This window comes from Microbacterium sp. NPDC056569, assembly GCF_042793475.1.
Taxonomy (GTDB): Bacteria; Actinomycetota; Actinomycetes; order Actinomycetales; family Microbacteriaceae; genus Microbacterium.
In genome coordinates, this window is record NZ_JBHTUV010000008.1 from 135,422 (window position 1) to 153,857 (window position 18,436).

The following is an 18,436-nucleotide window of genomic DNA, read 5'->3' on the forward strand; positions in this document are numbered from 1 at the left end:
ACCGATCGCATCGTCAGTGCAGGGGGTCGACAATGCGTGACATAGTGGCCGCGCGGATCGGGCCGAACGGGGGCCCGGATGGGCTTCCGGCGCGCCTGCAGCGCCGCCTTCGGGAGCCATGCGTGCTCGTCGTGGCGCCGAGTGGAGCGGGCAAGTCGACGCTCCTGCGGCGGCTGCACCAGTCCATCGCACGCGGGGAGGTCGTCCACCTCGGCGGTGCGGATCGCGATCCCTCGGAACGGGATGCGCAGCTGCACGTGGCGATGGCTGGATTCGAGAGCGCCGACGCGATCACGCTCGCCATCGACGACGTCCACGTCCTGGCAGGCACGCGCAGCGAAGCCGCGCTGGCCGAGATGACCGCGCGCTGCGACCCCGCGCACCATCTCGTCCTGGCGTCGCGACTGCCCATCGCTCCCGAGCTGACGACCGCCTGCGGGACCGAACCCGATCTCGTCAGCGCCCCCGACCTCGTGCTCCGCGTCGACGAGGTGGCGGACGTCTTCCGCATCGTCGGAGGGAACTTCCTCCCGCTCGAATCCGCATCGCAGGTCGTGTCCGAGACAGGCGGGTGGGCGGGCCTGGTGCATGACCTCGCTGTCTGGTCGCGCTCGATCGAGCCGGATGCGCTCGAGTCCGCGGTCGCCACCGCGCTGCGGGGCGACTTCGCCGCGCCCCGCCTCGAGCGGGCGCTGCGCGCGCTTCCGTCGGACATCCTGCGATCGCTCGAGCTCACCAGCGCGCTCCCCGCCCTGGAGTTCGGTCCGTGCGCCCGGCTGCTGGGAGCGGAATCCGCGACGAGGCTTCTGGACGTCGTCGACGGCGGAGCCGTCATGCACGTCAGACAGCTCGGACGCCGCGCACTGCCGCCGATTCTGCGCCGGCATCTCCGCTCCAGGGCCATGCTGGAGACGCGGACCACGCCGGTCCCCGCAGCTCCGGTCACGGTATCGGCAGGGTATCGGACGACGGCGTTCGACGATGCGGTGGCGCGACTGCGTCGAGGTGATGTGGTGGGCGCCGTCGCGCTCCTGGAGCTCGCGTTGCGAACCCCCTCCGAAGCAGCACGGCACCGGATGGCGCGTCTCGCCCTGCTCGTCATCCGGGAGCCGCTCGCACCCCGCGAGGCGACGCTCGACGCGCTCGACGAGATCGAACGCGAGTGCGTCGCACTCGGGCTCGAGGCCCAGGCGCGCATCGTGCGCGGCGCGATCGCGGCGACGTCCGATCTGCCGGAGCACTCGTGCGCCGAGGTGGTCGCAGAGTTCGATGCGCGCGGCGAAGCCACGAGCGCCGCCATCACCGCAGGAATCGGGTTCGTGATCCGAGCTCGTCGAGGGCGGGCGACCGCTCCACAGGCGAGCGCACTCTCCCGTCGCCTGGAACACGTCGGGCTCGGTGATCTCGCAGCGTGGTCGTGTGCAGCGGGGGCGATCCTGGCCGCGCCGGCTCGCACCGCTGACGCACGTCGTCAGATCCTCGATGCGGAGTCCGCAGCGATCGCAAGCGGGATCGACGGGATCCTCCCCCTTCTCGACGTCGCCCGCGCTCTCGTCGATTCCCCCGCAGACGTGCGCGCTCACGCGGCTTCGGTCCGGCGGCGCGCACTGGAGGCGGGGCTGCCGCGGCTTCCCGCATCGCTGTTCCGTGCCCCGTCCGGCGGCTCCGCACCGGCGTACGTGGAACCACGGCACCCCCATCTCACGGTCGGCTGCTTCGGCGGATTCCGCCTTCGCGTCGACGGGGGCGAGATCGATCTCAGGGTCGTGCGCCCTCAGGCCCGCGCCCTGCTGCGGATGCTCGCCCTCAACGCCGGCGCGCCCGTTCATCGTGAGATCATCGCCGACATCCTCTGGGGCGATCTCGGAGTCGACTCGGCCGTGCACGCCCTGCACGTGAGCGTCTCCAGCCTGCGGCGCTCACTGCCTGCGGAACTGGTCGGGGAGGCGGCGTCCGTCGTCGAACGCGTCGGAGTCGCCTACCGTCTCGGTATCACCGACCGCCGGGACTGCGATCTCGCAGACTTCGACGACCGGCTCGCGGAGGCAGCCGCCGCGAAGCTGCGCCGTGATCCCGACGCCGCCGCGAACGGATTGCGCACCGCGCTCGACCGATACGTGGGGGACGTGCTGCCCGAGGACGGGCCGGCGGAATGGGTGACGGGTGCGCGGGAGCGCTACCGGGTGCGGGCCGCGGAGGCCGCGTCGTCTCTGGCGCATCTCGAGCTGCGCTTCGGTGACGGGCGCGCCGCGGTCGCCGCCGCAAGCCGTGCCGTGGAGATCGACCCCTGGCTCGACGAGTCCTGGCGCACGCTCGTCATGGTGCACCGCAGATCGGGCGACGTGGTCGCCGCCGCGCGAGCCGAGGAGGGGTACCTCCGCATGCGCGTCGCTCTCGGGGTGGAATGACCCTGCCGGGCTCACGAACTCTCTTCGCCGGTGCTGACCGACAGATGCACCGGCAGGTAGCCGGGCACGACCGCCGCGGCGAGGCGCTCGAAGCGGCGCTCGATGTCCCCCGGATCGCCACCGGTGATGGTGACCGTGATGACGATGTGCGCCTCGGCTGCCCCCGGCAGCGGTGCACCGGGTTCGGTCGACCATGCGGTTCCCCCTGATTCCTTCACCTCGACGGTCGCCGCGGGACCGGCCGCGAGCTGCAGGGTGTCTCGGATCCCACCGACCGTCCCCACCCGGCGGTGCAGCATCGGTGCATCGGCGACGATGCGACGGCGCTGCTCCTCGGTCCACTGCTCGTCGATGTCGACGTCGACCCAGCCGGCGAGCCACGCGAGGAAGTCGGTCGGCGCATACTCCGGCCGCACATAGGCCTCGAGGTTGTCGAGCGTCGAGTAGACCGGGGCGATGACCTCGTCGAATGCCGGGATCGCCCGCCCGAGGAACTCGTCCTCCTGCAGGATCGCGGGCAGCCGGGTGAGCAGTGGCACCGGGGTGCCCAGCATCGGAACCATGCCTCGCACGTCACACCCCCGCCGTCACCCGCACACGGTGCTCGAAGCTGAACACCAGGGTTGTCGCCCCGATGTCGACGCGCTGCGCGGGATCGGCCCGCTTGCCGGTCGCCGGGTCGGCCGCGAAGAGCAGCACCTCGTCGACGAGTTCGGTGCCCGGCAGCGATTGCAGCACGGAGTACACCTCACCTGCGAGCACCGGTCGCCCGAACGGCCAGCCGGTCCCCGCCGAGCCACCGCGAATCGGGTCGAAGTAGCCGTAGAGGGCCGCCAGCGCCTCGGCGCGAAGTCGATCGACGGCCACCCGGGGATGCGCGACGATCTTGGCGACCACCGTCACCCCCTGGTACGACGGCGGCTCGATCACGAGCCGCGTGCCGGCCATCCGGCGCGGCTCCAGGTCGTCGGCGATGGCACCGAGCAGCTCGGCGCCGGGAACGAGGTCGTCGAAGGCGATGCGCCCGTCGGCATCGACCGCCGCCGTCGGCACGACCAGCAGGCGCACACCGAGCGCCTCCGGGGCAGCGACGGCGTGCGCACGGGCGACTCCCGGGGCGGCGCGCTTGGCGAGCTGTTCGTAGTCCTCGAGCGTGACGGCACGATCGCGCGTGCGCAGGGCCAGCGGGCCGCGCACCTTCGCCTCCTCCACGGTCTCCCCGTCGGTGCCGTCGTGGGCAGCGGATCGATTGACGGCTTCGCTCACGAACGGCACGGTCGAACGCAGCACCGAGAGCTTTCCCGCGCCCACGTTCCCCGCGAGTCCACCGCCAACGCGGTAGCGGGGCACCCGAAGCGGCGCGCCCTTCGGCGGCGTCGCCCCGTATTCACGGAGGCTCCCGTCCGCCTCTCGCACGGCCGGAGGGAACGTGACGGTCGCTCGAGCACGATCGACCATGACTCTCCGCCCGTCGTCGCCCACCCCGGCGAACGAGTCGATCTCGGTCCACTCGTCCCACCCGCTGCCGGTGCCGACCTCGACGACGAAAGGCTCACCGTCGTCGACCACCGGCCGCTGCTGGAGGACGAACGTCTGACCCGGCACGCCCTCCGAGAGCCCGAGGATCTCGTCGTCGACCGGTCGCGCGTTCATCGCCGCGGCCACCCCGCCGACAGTGGCCGCCGACGCCGCGCGGACGAGCGGTGCCGATTTGTACTTCGGCACGTCCTCCTCGCGCTCGACGATGCGACACCTCAACCAGGCGGCTCGCTCGTCCGCGATCACCGACGGCGCATGATCGCGCCCGATGATCACGACCACCTCGCCGGGCTGGTTGAGCCCGCCGGTCCTGTCGCGCACCACGTCGCAGCGCGACCAGCCGGCGCCGTTCCACGATTCCCACACGGTGGGCGGATCGAGCGGGTCCACCCCGACGCCGCGCACGGCGCAGTCCAGCTGGAAGCCGATCGCCAGGCCCGGCGCGGCGGCATCGAGGCCCAGCAGGAACCCATCGCCGATCCGCGGCGGTGTCCCGAACGCGTCGAACGGCTCAGAGCCGAGTCGCGCGTTGCGGACCGCCGCCGTGTCGCCCGAGGTGCGCCCGACGAACGCGAGCGAGCGGGGTGGTATCGCCAGTTCCGCGATGGTCTGGAAGACCACCGAGCCGGTCTGCTCGGTGCGAGGCGTCGCGACCTCCGTGTGCTCGGGCACGATCACGATGTCGTCCCTCGGAGCGGCGAGCCAGAAGACGACATCGGCGCGCGCCGCCGTCGGAGGGAACAGGGTCGTGCCGATCAGATCGAGGAACGCGATGTACAGCTTGTCGGGGACGCGGTTCAGGCGGTAGAAGAGCTCGTCGGTCATGAACGCGAACGCCTCGATGAGCGTCACGCCGGGGTCGGACACGTTGTGGTCGGACCATTCCGGGCACCGCGCGGCGACGAGACGCTTCGCGTCGTCGACGAGGTCCTGGAAGCGCCGATCGTCGAGGTGCGGAACAGGCAGGGTCATGGCGTCGCCTCCGATGCCCGGTCAGGGATGACGTAGAACGGGAAGACCAGGTTGCGCGGATCGTTCGACCCGCGGATCTCGTAGCCCACGTCGATGAGCAGCAGGCCCTCGTCGGTGCGGTCGAACGTGACGTCGACTCCGGTGACGTCGATGCGGGGCTCCCACATCGCGAGCGCGGTGCGCACCGCATCGCCGATCGAACCCGCGGTCGCGGCATCCGCCGGCGCGAAGACGTACTCGTGCACCGCACAGCCGAACTCCGGCCGCATCGGCCGTTCGCCCGGGGCGGTGGCGAGGATCAGGTGGATGCTCTCCTCGATCACGCGCGCGTTCGAGGACAGCGCGACCCGCCCGCCCGCGTCCGCATGCACGGGGAAGGACCAGCCCTTGCCGACGAACTCCTGCGACATGCGCTCCCCGTTCAGTTGATCTGGACCAGCCGACCCTTGACGACGGTCACACCGGATGCCGACAGCTCGGCGCTGCCTGTCGCCTTCACCGCGACCGCCGCACCGGTCACGTCGACCGAGACACCGCCGTCGACCGTCACCTTGGGGGCGGTGATGGCGAGCTCCGACGAGGCGTCGAGGGCGATCTTCGCGGCCGAGAGTGAGATGCGGCCCTGGCTCGCAGTGACAGTGGCGTCTCCGTCCACGGCGACCGTCGCGTCGCGCCGCGCGACGACCGAGACGGACCCTTCGGAGAAGATCTGGATGCCCTTCTCCGCGGACTGGGTCAGGGTGACATGCTGCGCTCCCGCGTTCGTGGCGATGCGCAGCGTCTCTTCCCCCGGCTTCTCGAGGAACTCCACCACCATGCCCGTGCGCGAGGTGAAGCTCCGCCGGACGACGCTGCCCGATTCGACGTAGGAATCCCAGCCTCCCTGCGGAAGATCCTTGCCGTTGTACAGCCCGCCGAGCACGACCGGTCGATCGAATCGTCCGGACTCGAACGCGACGAGCACCTCGTCGCCGACCTCGGGCATGACGACCGTTCCGCGCTCGGCACCCGCTCCCGCCTGCTCGACACGCGCCCACCCGCTGACGTAGTCGTCGGACAGGGACGGGAAGGTCAGCCGCACCCGCCCGTGCTGGCCGACAGCCGCCCCGGAGATGTCGCTGACGAGGGCGCTGAGAACACCGGGAACCGTGTGGCCCGCGGCGGCGAGTTCGGGGGACCCCACGCCGAGCAGCGAGCGGTCGGAGGCGTCGCACACCGTGAACGCGGTGGTGTACCCCTGCTCGGCGGTGAACTCGTGCCTCGTCTCCGTGACGGTGTATCGGCCGTCGAACGGTGCCCCGAAACCGCGGAGGCGGACCGCGATGCCGGATCGGATGCGGGGGTTGCCGAGGATCTGGGCCTCGACCTCGGCGAACCCGCCGGCGATGCGCGCAGCGATGGCCTCGGCGAGCTTGTCCTGCCGTTGCGGGGTTCCTGTTCCGGCGGCGCTGACGTAGCGCGGGCTCGCGAAGACGTTCGCGACCGCGGCCGGGTCGAGCGTGGGCAGCTCGGTCGTCCGGGTCTTCGCCGGCGCCGTCGACACGACCTTCTCCTTGGCGGCGACGTCCCAGCCACGCACCTCGACCTCCGGCACCTGCTCGGCGCTGGTGATCGTGGCGTGCAGATACTGCGTGTTGCGTCCATGCTCGACCACGACCGGATCGTCGTCCGCGGTCGCCGAGCCCGACCCCGCCGTCGAGGCGCTCGTCGGCGGTCCGAACTGCAGCTTCCGATCGACGACCGAGAACACGCATCCCGAGTCGTCCGCCAGTCGCTTCAGGAAGACCCAGTCGCTCACGTTGTCCTGCGTCGTATGTGCCAGGATCGTCGCTGGCCCGGAGATCGAGCCGACCTCGACGCCGGCCCGCTGCGCCACCTTCTGCACGATGTCCGCGGTCGACATGTCGACGTACGCGGCCACGCGGCGCCCGCGGAACAGCCGATGGGACGTGTCGAGTCCTCGCACCCGGGTGCGCAGTTCGCCGCCGACGTCCTCCCGGTCGAGTGCCGTGACCTCTGCCTCGAGCAGCTTCTGGGGTCCGTCGCCGCCGTTCTGCGACACCGCGAGCGTGACAGCCGCCCCGATGCTGAATCCGCCCTGCTCGAGCACGATCCCGCCGGAGTCGACGAACTCGAGCTCGAACGAATCCGGCAGGTTCGCAGCATCCGTGATCCTGCTGCGCTCGAGCAGGCCCGCGACGGCGGGAGGAAGCGCCGTCCCGCCGACGGAGACGAGCAGCAGGCTCGTGTAGGTGTCAGTGGAGGAGGGCACGGGCCACCTCCCTGCGCGCGACCTCCCGGCCGTCGGCACTCGAGAGTTCGTCGAGGGTGGGGATCAGCACGATGCGGCCCGCACGCAGCCGCAGCGGGTCGTCGATGCCGTTGACCTCGGCCAGCGTGCGCCAGAACGCGGGGTTGCCGTACTCCCGATAGGCGATCGCGGCGAGCGAATCGCCCTCGCGTAGCGTGTGCGCGTGCCGCGGCTGCAGCCCGCCCGAGGTGGGGTTCTGCTTCTTCGGCTCGTTCGCGAGCTCTTCCAGAGCCACGGCGCATACCGCGCGTATCGGCGTGCCGTCGGGCGAGAACAGCGTGTACTTCGCCGAGACGCTCTTGATGTAGCCGACGAATCCGGTGAGCACGCCCCACTTGAACTTCACCCACGGCGCGGACGGCTTGTTGCCGTCCTTCGACGCGGCGGTCGGCGTGCACGCCTGGAAGAGCGCCTCCACGTTCTTCACGACGCTCCCGTCGCGCTTTCGGGTCTCGTCGAAGTACATCTCGACGCTCATCTTCTGCGGCTCCGGCCCTTGGTAGGTGGCGGGCGGTGCAGACGCGGACTTCTTCTGGTTCTTGCTCTCCCACTTCGCCGATTTCGCGATCGTCAGTTCCTTGGGATTCAGCTGGAACTCGATCGTCGTGAGGAGCGCGCCGACCTGGCCCGGCGTCGATCCCGGCTCGTGCACCTCGATGGCGGCATGCACGAGGCTCTTCGTGTCGGAGGCGGTGGAGGTGATGGGCATGGCGGGCTCAAGAGGTCGATCCGGTGTTGACGAATCCGCTGTGGGCGATCTCGAGCGTCTCCATGAGCACCTTCGGCTGGTCCGCGTTCAGCGAGGGCCCGGTCCATCGCACCGGGATGACGTCGTGCAGGTCGTAGGTGGCGACGGTCGCGCCGTCGGCGGTCTTCGCTTCGATGTGACCCGTGCCGCGCGAGTAGCCCGACACGGCCGCGACGACCCAGTTGACGATCTTGTCGGCCGACTGCTTGCTCACCGGTCGGGTGAGCTTGATGTTCGGGTACTTGAGCCTCGTCGGGAACTGCCAGATGAACCCGTTGTTGCCGCCCTCCTCGCGTGATTCGAGCACGACCTCGACGCCGAGCCCCTCGCAGCTCGCGAAGTCGCCGAGGTCCTGCTCGTCCAGATGCACCAGGTAGTGCACGCCGACGGCGATCTCGGTGTCGGTGAGCATCGTCGCCCCCTCCTGTCGGTTCGGTCGGTGCGGTTCAGATTCCGTCGATGCGGATGCCGCGCCGCTCGCGGTCCAGCAGCAGCTCGGCCTTGATCCGGCGCACGAGAGGCACGTACAGCCGGCGCACGAGCTGCTCCACGTTCTCGGAGCCTGCGGCCGTCGATCCGGCAGCGCCGCCGTCCGGGGCGAGGGTCTGACCCGCCCGCGTCAGTGTGTCGGAGGCCGCGCGCATCGCTTCCGCGCCGCCGGGAACCCGCTCGGCGAGCTCGGGAGCGGCGTCGCCGGCGCGCTCCCGAAGCTCGTCGGCCGAAGGGATGTCCGGGCGGTCGGGCAGCGACGAGAGGCCCGGCAGCGATGCGAGGTCGGGCATCGAGCCGATCTGAGGCGTCGAGGGGATCCTGGGCGCCGACGGGAGCGAGGGCAGTCCGAATGCGCGTTGCACCGTGGGAGTGGCGAGGTGCGGGCGTTCCACGGTCACCGTCGAGAAGGCTCCGGCCGGCGTCACCGGGTGGGTCGAACGGGAGACGGATGCCGCGACGGCAGGCTGCGGCCGGAGCCGACCGTCCATGGGTGCGATGTCGGCGATCGCGGCCGGTGCGTCGGCGGCGGCGGAGGCGGAGGCGGGCGAGCGAGGGACACCGCCCGCGGACGGCGAGTGCGCCCGAGTCCATTGGCCGGCCGTGGGAGCGCCGGTCCGCGGCGACGCGCTCGTGTCTGCGGTGCCCGGCTGCACCGGTGCGTCGGGCCGGATCGCCCGTGCGACGACGACGTTGCCGCGGCGTCCAGTGTCGTGCGCCGGCCCGAGCGGCGACGCATCGAGGGACGGTGCGATCGCGCGCGCGGCGACGAGCGGGACCGAGCGCAGCGGGAGCGGGGGCGCCGAGGGGCGCAGCGGTTCCGCTCCCGGCGAAGCGATCGCGGACGTCTCGGCGTCGGCTTCGAGGATCGCCTTCTGATCGGCGGGCGCATCGGCTTCGGCGATGATCGGCGCGGGGGCCGGCGCGTGCTGCGTCACGGCGGATGCCAGCGGAGCACCCAGGCCGGCTTGCCGCTGCACCGATGCCCGCGGGTCGGACTCGCGGCGGCCGATCTGCGCCGGTGACGCGGAGGGACGGATGCCGCCTTCGGCGCGCTGCAGTATCGGCCGGACCGCCGGCGCCTCCGTCGGCGGCGGGGGCACGCCGACCGCCCGCCCCGGCGAACCGGCGTCCGCCGCCGGCGCGAGCTGTGCGGTCAGGGGCAGTGCCGTGGGCGGCGTTTCGGCGGATGTTTCGGGGGGCGTCGCCGAGACCGGCGCCGGTGCGGGCGGCGTCTCCGCGGGTGGAGGGCTGTCCGCACGGCGGGGGGTGATCTCGGCGCCGTGCACCGGTGACGACCGGGCGGGGTCTGCACCCGCTGTCCGCCGCTGCACGGTCTCGAGTCCGAGCGGCGCCCCCAGTCCCGCGCGCCGCTGCGCCGGCGCGGCCGGCCGGCTGGAGGGACGGGGCTCGCCGAGCGTCGGCGAAGCGCCGCTCCTGCCCGCTTCCCCAACGAGCCCGGTCTCGACCGGAGGCGAGGATCCGCTGCCGGGCTCGGCGGGAGACGAGGATCCGCTGCCGGGCTCGGGCTCGGTGAAGGCCTGGATCTCCGCGTCGGCATCGGGCGCGGTGCCGGCGCCTGAGGCGGCCTGGGCGCCGGAAGCGGCATGGCGGGTCTCGGCCGTCTGCGCAGGTGCCGCCGCGTCCTCGACCTCCTCGTCGACGTGCGCCACCGGTGCGCCGTCGGGCGGATGACGCAGACCGAGCTCCACGGCGACCACGCGCTGGACCGGCCCGAGCGCGGAGGCGTCGACGCCTATCGCGCCGGCCGGAGCCGCGCCGTCCACCAGGTGACCCATCGTCCCGAGCGAGGTCGGCACGGTCCGCGTCGCCAGCGACGACACGAACGTCGGCCTCAATGTGACCGGCACGGCGTCCGCAAGCTGTCGCTGCAGAGGTGGGAAGAAGGCCCAGCCGGCGGGTGGCACCGGCGGCGCAGCATCCGCCGCCGCCGTCGCCTCACCGCGCTGCCACGGCCATCGCATGCGTCAGCGCCCCTCACTCAGGCGTGTGTTGATCGCCGCGATCTCGTGCACGTAGCGCAGGCGCTCCGCGTGCTCCATGTCGAGGATGGCGTCGAGCGACCAGTGGAAGTGGTAGGCGACGTACGCGACCTCCTCATGGATGCGGTCGGCCGAGTACGTCATGATTCCCCCAGGCGCCCACCCGCGAGATCGGCCGTGAACCGGTGCGAGCACTCGGGACACGTCACCGCGATGCGGGTGTGCCCCTCCGAGTTGACGCGCCGATAGAAGTCCTGGAGGAACGCGACATCCGACGCGAACATGTTCTCGATCACCGAGCCGTCGACGGTTCCCAGCGTGCCGAGCGACGTGATCACCCGACCGAGCAGCACGACCGTCGTGTAGGCGGCGTTCTCCTGCACGCGTGCGTCGTACAGCGGGAGAAGCTCGTCGCGGGCGGTGGCCAGGCGCATCACGCCGCGACGATGCACCGTGCCGTCGGGGCCGATATAGCCGCGCGGAAGCTCGAAGGCGAACTCGGTGCGCATGACGCCGTCGTCGGCGGATGCCGCGGACTCGACGCCCGTCTCGGCGCTCGCGCCCGACCGCGTCGCGAGAACCCGCTGCATCACGTCACCTCGGACTCGTCGAAGCAGATCGTGAACTTCTCGGTCGCCTGCTCGGTCGCGCCGGCCTTCAGCGAGTTGATCTCCACCGAACGCACCCAGCAGTTGCGGAACTCGTACTTCTTGAGCGAGTCGCCCTGGTAGTCCAGCAGCTCGACCGACGCCGTCTTGCGGGCGCCGGCGACGTCGCCCTGCATCACGACCTTCAGCCAGTCGCTGATGGTCTTCGATTCGGTGAGTCCGCGCGTGACCGTGAACTCACCGGTCTTGGCCCGGCCGATGAGCTGACGGGCGACGTACTTGCCGTCGGAGAGCTGCTGCTTCAGCTCGATCTTGTCGACCTCGTTCTTGAGGCCCGAGACCTCGGTGACCTTCGGGATCTCGATCCCGTCGATCGTCACCTTGAACGCATACGCGGGAGAGGAGTCGAAGGAATCTGCAAGTGCCATGTCAAGCTCCTAGTCGTGGCAGTGGTCGATGGTTCTCACGTCACTCGGTCACCAGGCTCGTTCCGCCCGAGAACTGCGAGAGCTGGAAGACCACGAACTCCGCGGGCTTCACCGGCGCGACGCCGATCTGACAGATGACCTGGCCGGAGTCGATGACGTCGGCCGGGTTGGTCTCGGCGTCGCACTTCACGAAGAACGCCTCGTCGGGGGTCCTCCCGAAGAGCGCACCCTTGCGCCACTCGCCGATGAGGAAGCTCGAGATCGAGCGGGTGAGCTTGCCCCACAGGGCGGGGTCGTTCGGCTCGAAGACCGCGAACTGCGTCGCCGTGAGGATCGACTTCTCGAGATAGTTGAAGAGTCGCCGCACGTTGACGTAACGCCACGCCGGGTCGCTCGACATGGTGCGTGCACCCCACACGCGCACACCTCGGCCGGGGAAGCTGCGGATCGCGTTCACCCCGATCGGGTTGAGATTCTCCTGCTCGGTGCGGGTCAGCTGCGTCTGCAGCTCGACCGCGCCGCGGATCACCTCGTTCGCGGGCGCCTTGTGCACGCCGCGCTCGTTGTCGCTGCGCGCCCACACCCCGGCGATGTGCCCGGACGGCGGGATGAATCGGTTCGTTCCCGAGAGCGGGTCGAGCACCTTGATCCATGGGTAGTAGAGCGCCGCGAACTTGGAGTCGTACCCGGCCCCGACGCGCCGCCAGTTCACGATCTCCTGCGCCGACAGCTGCGGGGGCGGGTCGAGCACGGCGACGCGGTCCCCCATCAGCTCGCAGTGCGCGATGACCGCCAGCTGCACGGCCTTGACCGTCTCGAGATCGACGGCGCCCTGCTCGAACGCCGCCATGAGATCCGGGATCGAGACCATCGTCACGTCCTCGATCTCCTCGAGCCCGCTGAAGCCGGTGCGATCAGCGGAATCGCCGATGTAGCTCGACGCGTCGAGGTCGTCGAGCACGATGGGCGTCTCCTCCGGCTCGGGAACCTCGAGGTCGAAGGTGCCGTTGCGCAGTCTCACGCCGGCGGATGCCGGGTCTGCCTCGGTGACGACGACGACCTTCGACTCTGCGAGCTTCGTCACGAGGTAGGCCGCGTGGTCGGGTTTCGTCGAGACGCCGTCGAACACTTCCGGCGCCTTTCCCTCGACGGTGATCGCGACCTTGAAGGTCCCCTCTTCCGGCGCCTCGCCCTCAGGGTCGGACACCTCCACTTTGATCGGCTTGGCGTTGGGAGAGGCGGTCTTCGCCGTGAAGTCGTACCCGCCGATCCGTGCGGTCTGCGGTCCGGCCGCGATCTGCTTCGGCTCGCGCTTGCCGCCCTTGCCCGTGCCGGACGTCGGAGCGGCCCCGATCCGGACGATGTAGCAATTGCCGCCACCGTTCAGGAAGTAGCCGTAGACGGCGTAGGCGAGGTAGGCGCCCTCGTAGAGGCCGCCGAACTGCTCGACGAACTGGGTCCAGTTCGACACGAGTGTGGGCTTGTTCTCAGGCCCCTTCGGCGCAATGCCGATGAAGGCCGCGACCGCGGTGCCCACGCCCTCGATCGGCCGCGTCGCCGCTTCGATCTCCTGCACGTACACACCGGGTGAAAGGTAGGTGGGCATCCCGGACTCCTTCGCTGGATCACGTGGTTCCAGCGTCCGCGCTCCCCCGCCGCGGAGGGCAGTCTTTCGGTGCGTGCGGGTGGGTAGCGGTGACTGCGCGATCGGGCAGACGGATGCTGCGCACCGATGATTCCGGATCGAGGCTCAGTCCACGCCGAACAAGGATTTCACCGCGTGCGCGAGCGGCGTGTCGCCAGCCCCGCTCTCCAGCATTCCGCGATACGCCCCGCAGACGGAATCCGGATTCGCGGCCTGCGCCAAGAGCCAGTTCATGATCATGTTCTCGAGCGGGTTCGCATACTTGCGGGAGAAGGCCTCGCCGCCTCTGCCCATGTTGCCGAACGCGGAACCGCCGACCTGGTCCTGGTGGATCAGCCCGATCGCACGGCTGAACTCGTTGTCATACCCTTCGATGCGGTCGACGAGGTTGGCAGTGTCTTCCGGCGCCCCTGAACCCGATTCCAGGAAGGCGCTCGCCAGCCGCACCGGCAAGATGGTCTTGTTCGAGCGCATGACCGCGATGATCCGCTTCTCCAGAACTGCGGCGGCTTCCTCCGGCGGGACGTCGGGGAGCGCCTCCGCCTGCAGTCTCTTCACAGCGTCCCTGTCGAGGTAGCCGTAGCGCAGGATCCCGGCATCCGAGAACTCGTATTCGTTGCCGGCGAGCTCGGCGTCCACCACTGCCTTCGCAGCGCCGACACTGTTCATGAGCGCTCTTCCGATCGATCGTGCGCCGTATCGATCGGAGATGAACTGCGTCCACGGGGTGATCAAGTCCGACCCCTTCGCCCGGCGCTCGCTCGTCGCAATGGCCCGCGCGAGAATCGTCTCCCGGAACTCCCGGAAGGCCTTGGCCAGGTTGACGAAGACGACGTCTTCCAGACCCGCGGGCGGGACGAAGGCCGGGTCGCGCTTCTCCGCCTTCGACAGCGCGATCAGGTGATCGAACTGCCGGGCCGCGAGCGAATCCAGCGTGTGCAGTTCTGTCAGGTCGAGCCGCTTGAGGAACCCCGGGAGAACAGTCTCGAACTGTCCGTCTTTCACCGCCATGTAGATCTGCGCGAACGTCGGCGCGGGATCCCCCGGGCTCACGCTCTTGATGTGAGCCTCCGCTGTCTTCCGTCTGCCGGTGACCTTGGGCCGCACCGGCGGCGCCCCCGGGGTGGGCGGCGTCCGCTGAACGGCGAGCCGCAGCATTCGGTTCACCGCCTGGTTGCCCGCCCATCGCTGCAGGTCCAGCAGTCGGTGATGACGAGCCGACCTCATCTCCGCGCCGCCTCGCACCCGCTGACCGGGGGTCGGCCGGTCCGATCCCTGCGTCTTCCGAGCGGCGAATCTCTTCATTGGAGCGCCTCCAGCCAGCACCGCCGTCGCGTTCAGCGCACGGGCACGGCAAAGAGGCTGGCCGCTTTGTCAGCCTCAGCGCGGGTGGCGAACCAAGCCGTCGGCCCGAGGGCGACGACGTGAGGCAGGTCGAGGCGGGCGAGGTCTTCGGCCGAGGTCGGGAAGTTGACCGCGTCAGTGGGGCGCACCGGGTGCGGACTGGTCCAGTGGATCGAGACAGCGGCTCCGGTCAATGTCCCGAACCACTCCGCCAGGGTGATGCAGCATTGCGCGCAGGGCATCCGGTTGATGTCGATCCGCAGCGACTGCAGACTCGCCCAGGCTTCCGGAGGGACATCCCGCAGGACCTGACCAACCAGCTTGAATTCGGCGTGCGAATGGTTGTTGTGCTCCCGAGATAGGGACTCCAGCCGGAAGTTCTGCGAGATCACCTGGACGACATCGCTCGAGACCCGCTCTTCAGGTGCCAGCCCTGGGGTGTCCGGGCGCCCCTCCGGACGCACGATCTGAGCGCCCGGGAAGTCCCCCCAGGCGGTACTGACGCCACCGCCGCCGGGGTGCGCCACAGGTTGCGTGGGCCGACGGCCGGTGAGGGGATCGCGCTTCGATCGCGGCACGACTTCGCGCACGGTCTGGAACCGGCGCGCGGTGGTGAGTTCGATCGCGCTCGAGAAGCGCAGCGTTGCGCCTGCGCGGACCGTGTACCCGGGGCGGGCCAATCGCAGCAGCGCAGCGGGCGCGAGCGGGCTGGCCTCGACGAGCACGGGGATGCTGCCGTCCTTGTCCGGCGCCCCTTCGATGACACGGCGGACGCCCTCCGGGCGATAGGTCGCCTCGACAGCACCGAGTATCGCGGGGATGTCCTGATGCTGGTGCGGCTGCGCGAGCCGTTCCAAGAGGGCCGCCGTGACCTTCGCGCGCAACGCTTCGGATCCGGGCTGCGGCGCGGCGCCCGGCGTCGGGGTGGGCTTCTCGTCGCCTCCGGTCTTGCCTCTGACCCAGGCCCTGCCCTTTGCCGCCTTCTCACTCGCCCAGGCCTTGCCCGCTTCCACCTTCCCCTTCACCCAGGCCTTGCCGGCCGCCACCTTGGCCTTCACCTTCGTGGTGATGCCCTTGACACCGCGGATGATCGGGCCGGCCAGCTTCAGGCCTGTCTTGATGAGGAAGTCCAGCGCCTTGTTGATCGGCTTCTGGATGGACTGGATGATCGAGCGGATCTTCTCGCCGATGCCGCCGATGCCGAGCACGCTCGCGATGAAGCCGATGAGGATAGGCACCATCTGGCCGAGCGCGCTCTCGATCTTGGCGACCACCGCCGAGACGTTGCCCTTGGCGATGTCGACGACGCCGTCGATCACAGTGTTCACGAACTGCGCGATCCGCTCGGCATTGTTCACGAAGAACATGACCACGTCGTAGATGAGCTTGCAGGCCTTGATGAATGCGGCGGCTGGATTGAGCAGGCTGATCAGCCAGGTGATGCCCGCGGTGATGATGCGGGTGACGACGAAGTCCTCGAGCTGGTCCATGATCATGGCCTTGATGTCGCCGATCTTCTCGACGAGCTTGTCCCAGAGGCCCGCGACGCCCTGGTCCTTCATGATCTGGAAGACCTCGACGCCCTTCTCGACGGCGGCCATCGCCTTCTCGCCGATCTGCAGCACCAGCCGGTTGCGGATGTTCGCCCAGGTGAGCCCGAAGATGGAGGCCAGCAGCTTCACGACGCCCTTGAGATCGAAGGTGTCGGGAATCTCGATGCCCGTGTCTCCGAGCTGACCGAAGAGCCAGCCCAGGAGGCCCTTCTTCAGGTGCGTGGTGATGTTGGTGAAGAACCGGTCGATGCCCCCCTTGATCCCGCTGATGAGGTTGCCGAGGAAGCCGACCGGGTCGCCGATGATGTCGCCGATGACGGATGCTGCGCGCGCGAGCACATTCGCAAGCATCGACGCGAGCTGCCGAATGGTGTTGATGACGGCCTTGATGGCCCCGATCGCCTTGTCGACGAGACCCCTGTTCTCGGCCTGGAGCGCCTCGATACGCTCATCCAGGCCTTTGCGCGCTTCGACGTACTTCGTGGCGAGCGTTTCGACGACCTGGTTCTGCTTGTCGTCGACGTCGCTCTCGAGCTGGTCGAATCGATCGCCGATCTCGCCCGCCGCATCGGACCCGACCTTCTGAAGGTCCTTCGGGAGGGACTTCACGTACGTCGCGATCTCGGACCGGCCCTTCGCGATCCGCTGCTTCGCGGCGACCAGATCGCCACCGACGATGTCGGCGACGCGCGAGATCACGCCGTCCATCTGCTTCAGGTAGAGCTCCCGGCCGGCCACGTAGAACTCGTTGACCTTGTCGGGCATGCCGAAGAGCTTGTCCTTGGCCCAGCGCAGGCCGCCGAGCCATCCGCCGTACCGGTCCTTCTTGTACGCCGACATCTTCGCTGTGACGTACGACTCGAACGACGCCTTCGCCTTCGCCTCGCCCTGTTCGAATTCGGCATCCACCTTGGGGTCGATGCCGTCGAGGATCTTCTTCACGTCGGCCTCGGTGGCGGCGAAGATGCTCTGGATCCTCGTCGTGACCTCGGCACGCTTCTGCTCGTCCTTCGACTTCGCCTTGCCTTTGTCGGCGACGAGCCGGGCGAGGGCGGCGACTTTCGTGCCTTGCATGCCCTGCACACCTGCAGCGCTCGTCGCGGTCGCCTGCTCCTTGCTCTGGGCGATCGCCGCCTGCTCCTGCGCGCGGTACTCGGCCGGTGCCGTGTCGGCGTGCGCGGCTGCCGTCTTCTTGTCGGCGAGGGCGCTCTGGAACTCCGGCTCGCCGGACTTCGCGAGCTGTTCGTCGGTGATGTTCGCGTCGGACATCTCCTGGCCGACCTCGTGCTTGCCGGCTTCGAGATTGACCTGCTCAGGCGGGGCCGGCTTCGGCACGGCACCCACCGCCGGAATCGGCGGAGCTTGGCCGGCGCTCTCGGGAGCCATGGGGGTGACCGGTTTGACGACCGCCTTGGACGAGTCGGGTGGCGCCTCGGTCGCGACCTCGATGTCGCGCGTCGACCCTTCCTTGCCCTGGGTGACGAGTCCCTTGACCTCGCCCTTGACCTCGCCGGCCTTGCCCGATTCGGCGTAGTCGTCGGCCTCCTTGAGGGTCTTCGGCGACTTCGCCTCGATCGCCGTCTTCACGGCCGCGATGAACGCCTTCTTGTCGAAGGAGCCGGGCTGCTGGGCATCCATGGTGTCGGCCTTCGCGGCCTTCGCCTGTCCGGCGACATCATCGCTCGGTGCGAGAGCGGCATCCTGGGCTTCCTTCGCCTTCGATGCGGCGGGGGGATGGTCGCGCTTCGCCGCGGCGAATCCCTTGACGTTCGTCGTCACGGCACCGAACGCGGGATCCTGCGCGGGCTTCACTCCGGGCGGAGGCACCGGCGGGAGGAGGAGCTTGTCGCGAGTCATGGGCGCGGGTGCGGGCGCGGGCGCGCTCCCCGCTGCCGTCGGCCGGGGCATCCCTCTCGCCCGAACCGGTCCGACGACTCTCGGTCTTCCCGCCGCTGCTCTTCCCAGGGGTGAGAGCGACGGAACCGGCTTCGGCGGCGGCACGGGCTTCTTGGCGGCGACCGCGCTCGGGCCGAATCCCGTCATCGTGACGGCGAGCGCAGACGCCGGTGGCTTGATCCCCTCGAGATCGACGGGGATGCCGGCGGCCTGTGCGCGCATGAGGCCGCGCTCGACCCTCTCGACGTCGGGCTCGTCCCTCCGGAGTTCGACGAGGGCGCCATCGATCTCGACGATCGCCTCGTCACCGGGCCAGCGAATCCTCGCGGCAAGGAGCGCGCTGACGGCGGCGTTCCCTGCCGCGCGCTGCAGCGTGAGAAGGGCCCCGCCACGGCCGGCTGCGGCACCGGCGGTTCGCTGCCGCCCGGCGGTCAGTGCGTCGGCCACCGCATTCCGGGCCGCGCCGTGCACCAGCGTCATGGCCGCATCGCG

At 69.8% G+C, this 18,436-nt stretch carries 14 protein-coding genes; 1 reads left to right on the forward strand and 13 read right to left on the reverse strand.

Features of this window, described 5'->3' with window-relative positions:
* Nucleotides 1–122 precede the first annotated feature (122 nt).
* Nucleotides 123–2,408 carry a BTAD domain-containing putative transcriptional regulator gene (locus ACFQ7C_RS11260; protein ID WP_378900604.1) on the forward strand — a complete coding sequence of 762 codons (2,286 nt, stop codon included), beginning with the start codon at nucleotides 123–125 and terminating at the stop codon, nucleotides 2,406–2,408.
* Nucleotides 2,409–2,419: 11 nt separating this feature from the next.
* Here the strand turns inward: ACFQ7C_RS11260 and ACFQ7C_RS11265 are convergent, their stop codons facing one another.
* The 13 genes from ACFQ7C_RS11265 to ACFQ7C_RS11325 form a co-directional block, all read right to left on the reverse strand.
* Complete coding sequence (locus ACFQ7C_RS11265; RefSeq protein ID WP_378900607.1) at nucleotides 2,420–2,971, reverse strand: phage tail protein I; 552 nt, start codon at nucleotides 2,969–2,971, stop codon at nucleotides 2,420–2,422.
* 10 nt (nucleotides 2,972–2,981) lie between these two features.
* Nucleotides 2,982–4,919, reverse strand: coding sequence for a putative baseplate assembly protein (locus tag ACFQ7C_RS11270; protein ID WP_378900610.1), 1,938 nt, complete (start codon nucleotides 4,917–4,919; stop codon nucleotides 2,982–2,984).
* Nucleotides 4,916–5,329 carry a GPW/gp25 family protein gene (locus ACFQ7C_RS11275; protein WP_378900613.1) on the reverse strand — a complete coding sequence of 138 codons (414 nt, stop codon included), beginning with the start codon at nucleotides 5,327–5,329 and terminating at the stop codon, nucleotides 4,916–4,918. The genes ACFQ7C_RS11270 and ACFQ7C_RS11275 overlap by 4 nt, the downstream gene beginning before the upstream one ends.
* An 11-nt stretch (nucleotides 5,330–5,340) precedes the next feature.
* A complete protein-coding gene (locus tag ACFQ7C_RS11280; protein WP_378900616.1) occupies nucleotides 5,341–7,191 on the reverse strand; it encodes a VgrG-related protein in 1,851 nt (616 codons plus the stop codon).
* Nucleotides 7,175–7,939: a LysM peptidoglycan-binding domain-containing protein gene (locus ACFQ7C_RS11285; RefSeq protein ID WP_378900619.1), complete on the reverse strand. Its 765-nt coding sequence runs from the start codon at nucleotides 7,937–7,939 to the stop codon at nucleotides 7,175–7,177. The genes ACFQ7C_RS11280 and ACFQ7C_RS11285 overlap by 17 nt, the downstream gene beginning before the upstream one ends.
* Nucleotides 7,940–7,946: 7 nt before the next feature.
* A complete protein-coding gene (locus ACFQ7C_RS11290) occupies nucleotides 7,947–8,390 on the reverse strand; it encodes a phage tail protein (protein ID WP_378900622.1) in 444 nt (147 codons plus the stop codon).
* 34 nt (nucleotides 8,391–8,424) lie between these two features.
* Nucleotides 8,425–10,452: a hypothetical protein gene (locus ACFQ7C_RS11295; RefSeq protein WP_378900625.1), complete on the reverse strand. Its 2,028-nt coding sequence runs from the start codon at nucleotides 10,450–10,452 to the stop codon at nucleotides 8,425–8,427.
* 3 nt (nucleotides 10,453–10,455) lie between these two features.
* Nucleotides 10,456–10,614: a DUF6760 family protein gene (locus ACFQ7C_RS11300; RefSeq protein ID WP_378900628.1), complete on the reverse strand. Its 159-nt coding sequence runs from the start codon at nucleotides 10,612–10,614 to the stop codon at nucleotides 10,456–10,458.
* A complete protein-coding gene (locus ACFQ7C_RS11305) occupies nucleotides 10,611–11,060 on the reverse strand; it encodes a hypothetical protein (protein ID WP_378900631.1) in 450 nt (149 codons plus the stop codon). Before ACFQ7C_RS11305 ends, ACFQ7C_RS11300 begins: the two co-directional genes overlap by 4 nt.
* On the reverse strand, nucleotides 11,060–11,506 hold the full coding sequence (locus ACFQ7C_RS11310) for a phage tail protein (RefSeq protein ID WP_378900634.1): 447 nt from the start codon (nucleotides 11,504–11,506) through the stop codon (nucleotides 11,060–11,062). Before ACFQ7C_RS11310 ends, ACFQ7C_RS11305 begins: the two co-directional genes overlap by 1 nt.
* A gap of 40 nt (nucleotides 11,507–11,546) precedes the next feature.
* On the reverse strand, nucleotides 11,547–13,112 hold the full coding sequence (locus ACFQ7C_RS11315) for a phage tail sheath family protein (protein ID WP_378900637.1): 1,566 nt from the start codon (nucleotides 13,110–13,112) through the stop codon (nucleotides 11,547–11,549).
* Between the two features lie 144 nt (nucleotides 13,113–13,256).
* Entirely contained in the window at nucleotides 13,257–14,456 is a 1,200-nt protein-coding gene (locus tag ACFQ7C_RS11320; protein WP_378900639.1) for a hypothetical protein, read from the reverse strand.
* Nucleotides 14,457–14,488: 32 nt separating this feature from the next.
* Entirely contained in the window at nucleotides 14,489–18,424 is a 3,936-nt protein-coding gene (locus ACFQ7C_RS11325) for a hypothetical protein (RefSeq protein ID WP_378900642.1), read from the reverse strand.
* Nucleotides 18,425–18,436: the final 12 nt, after the last annotated feature.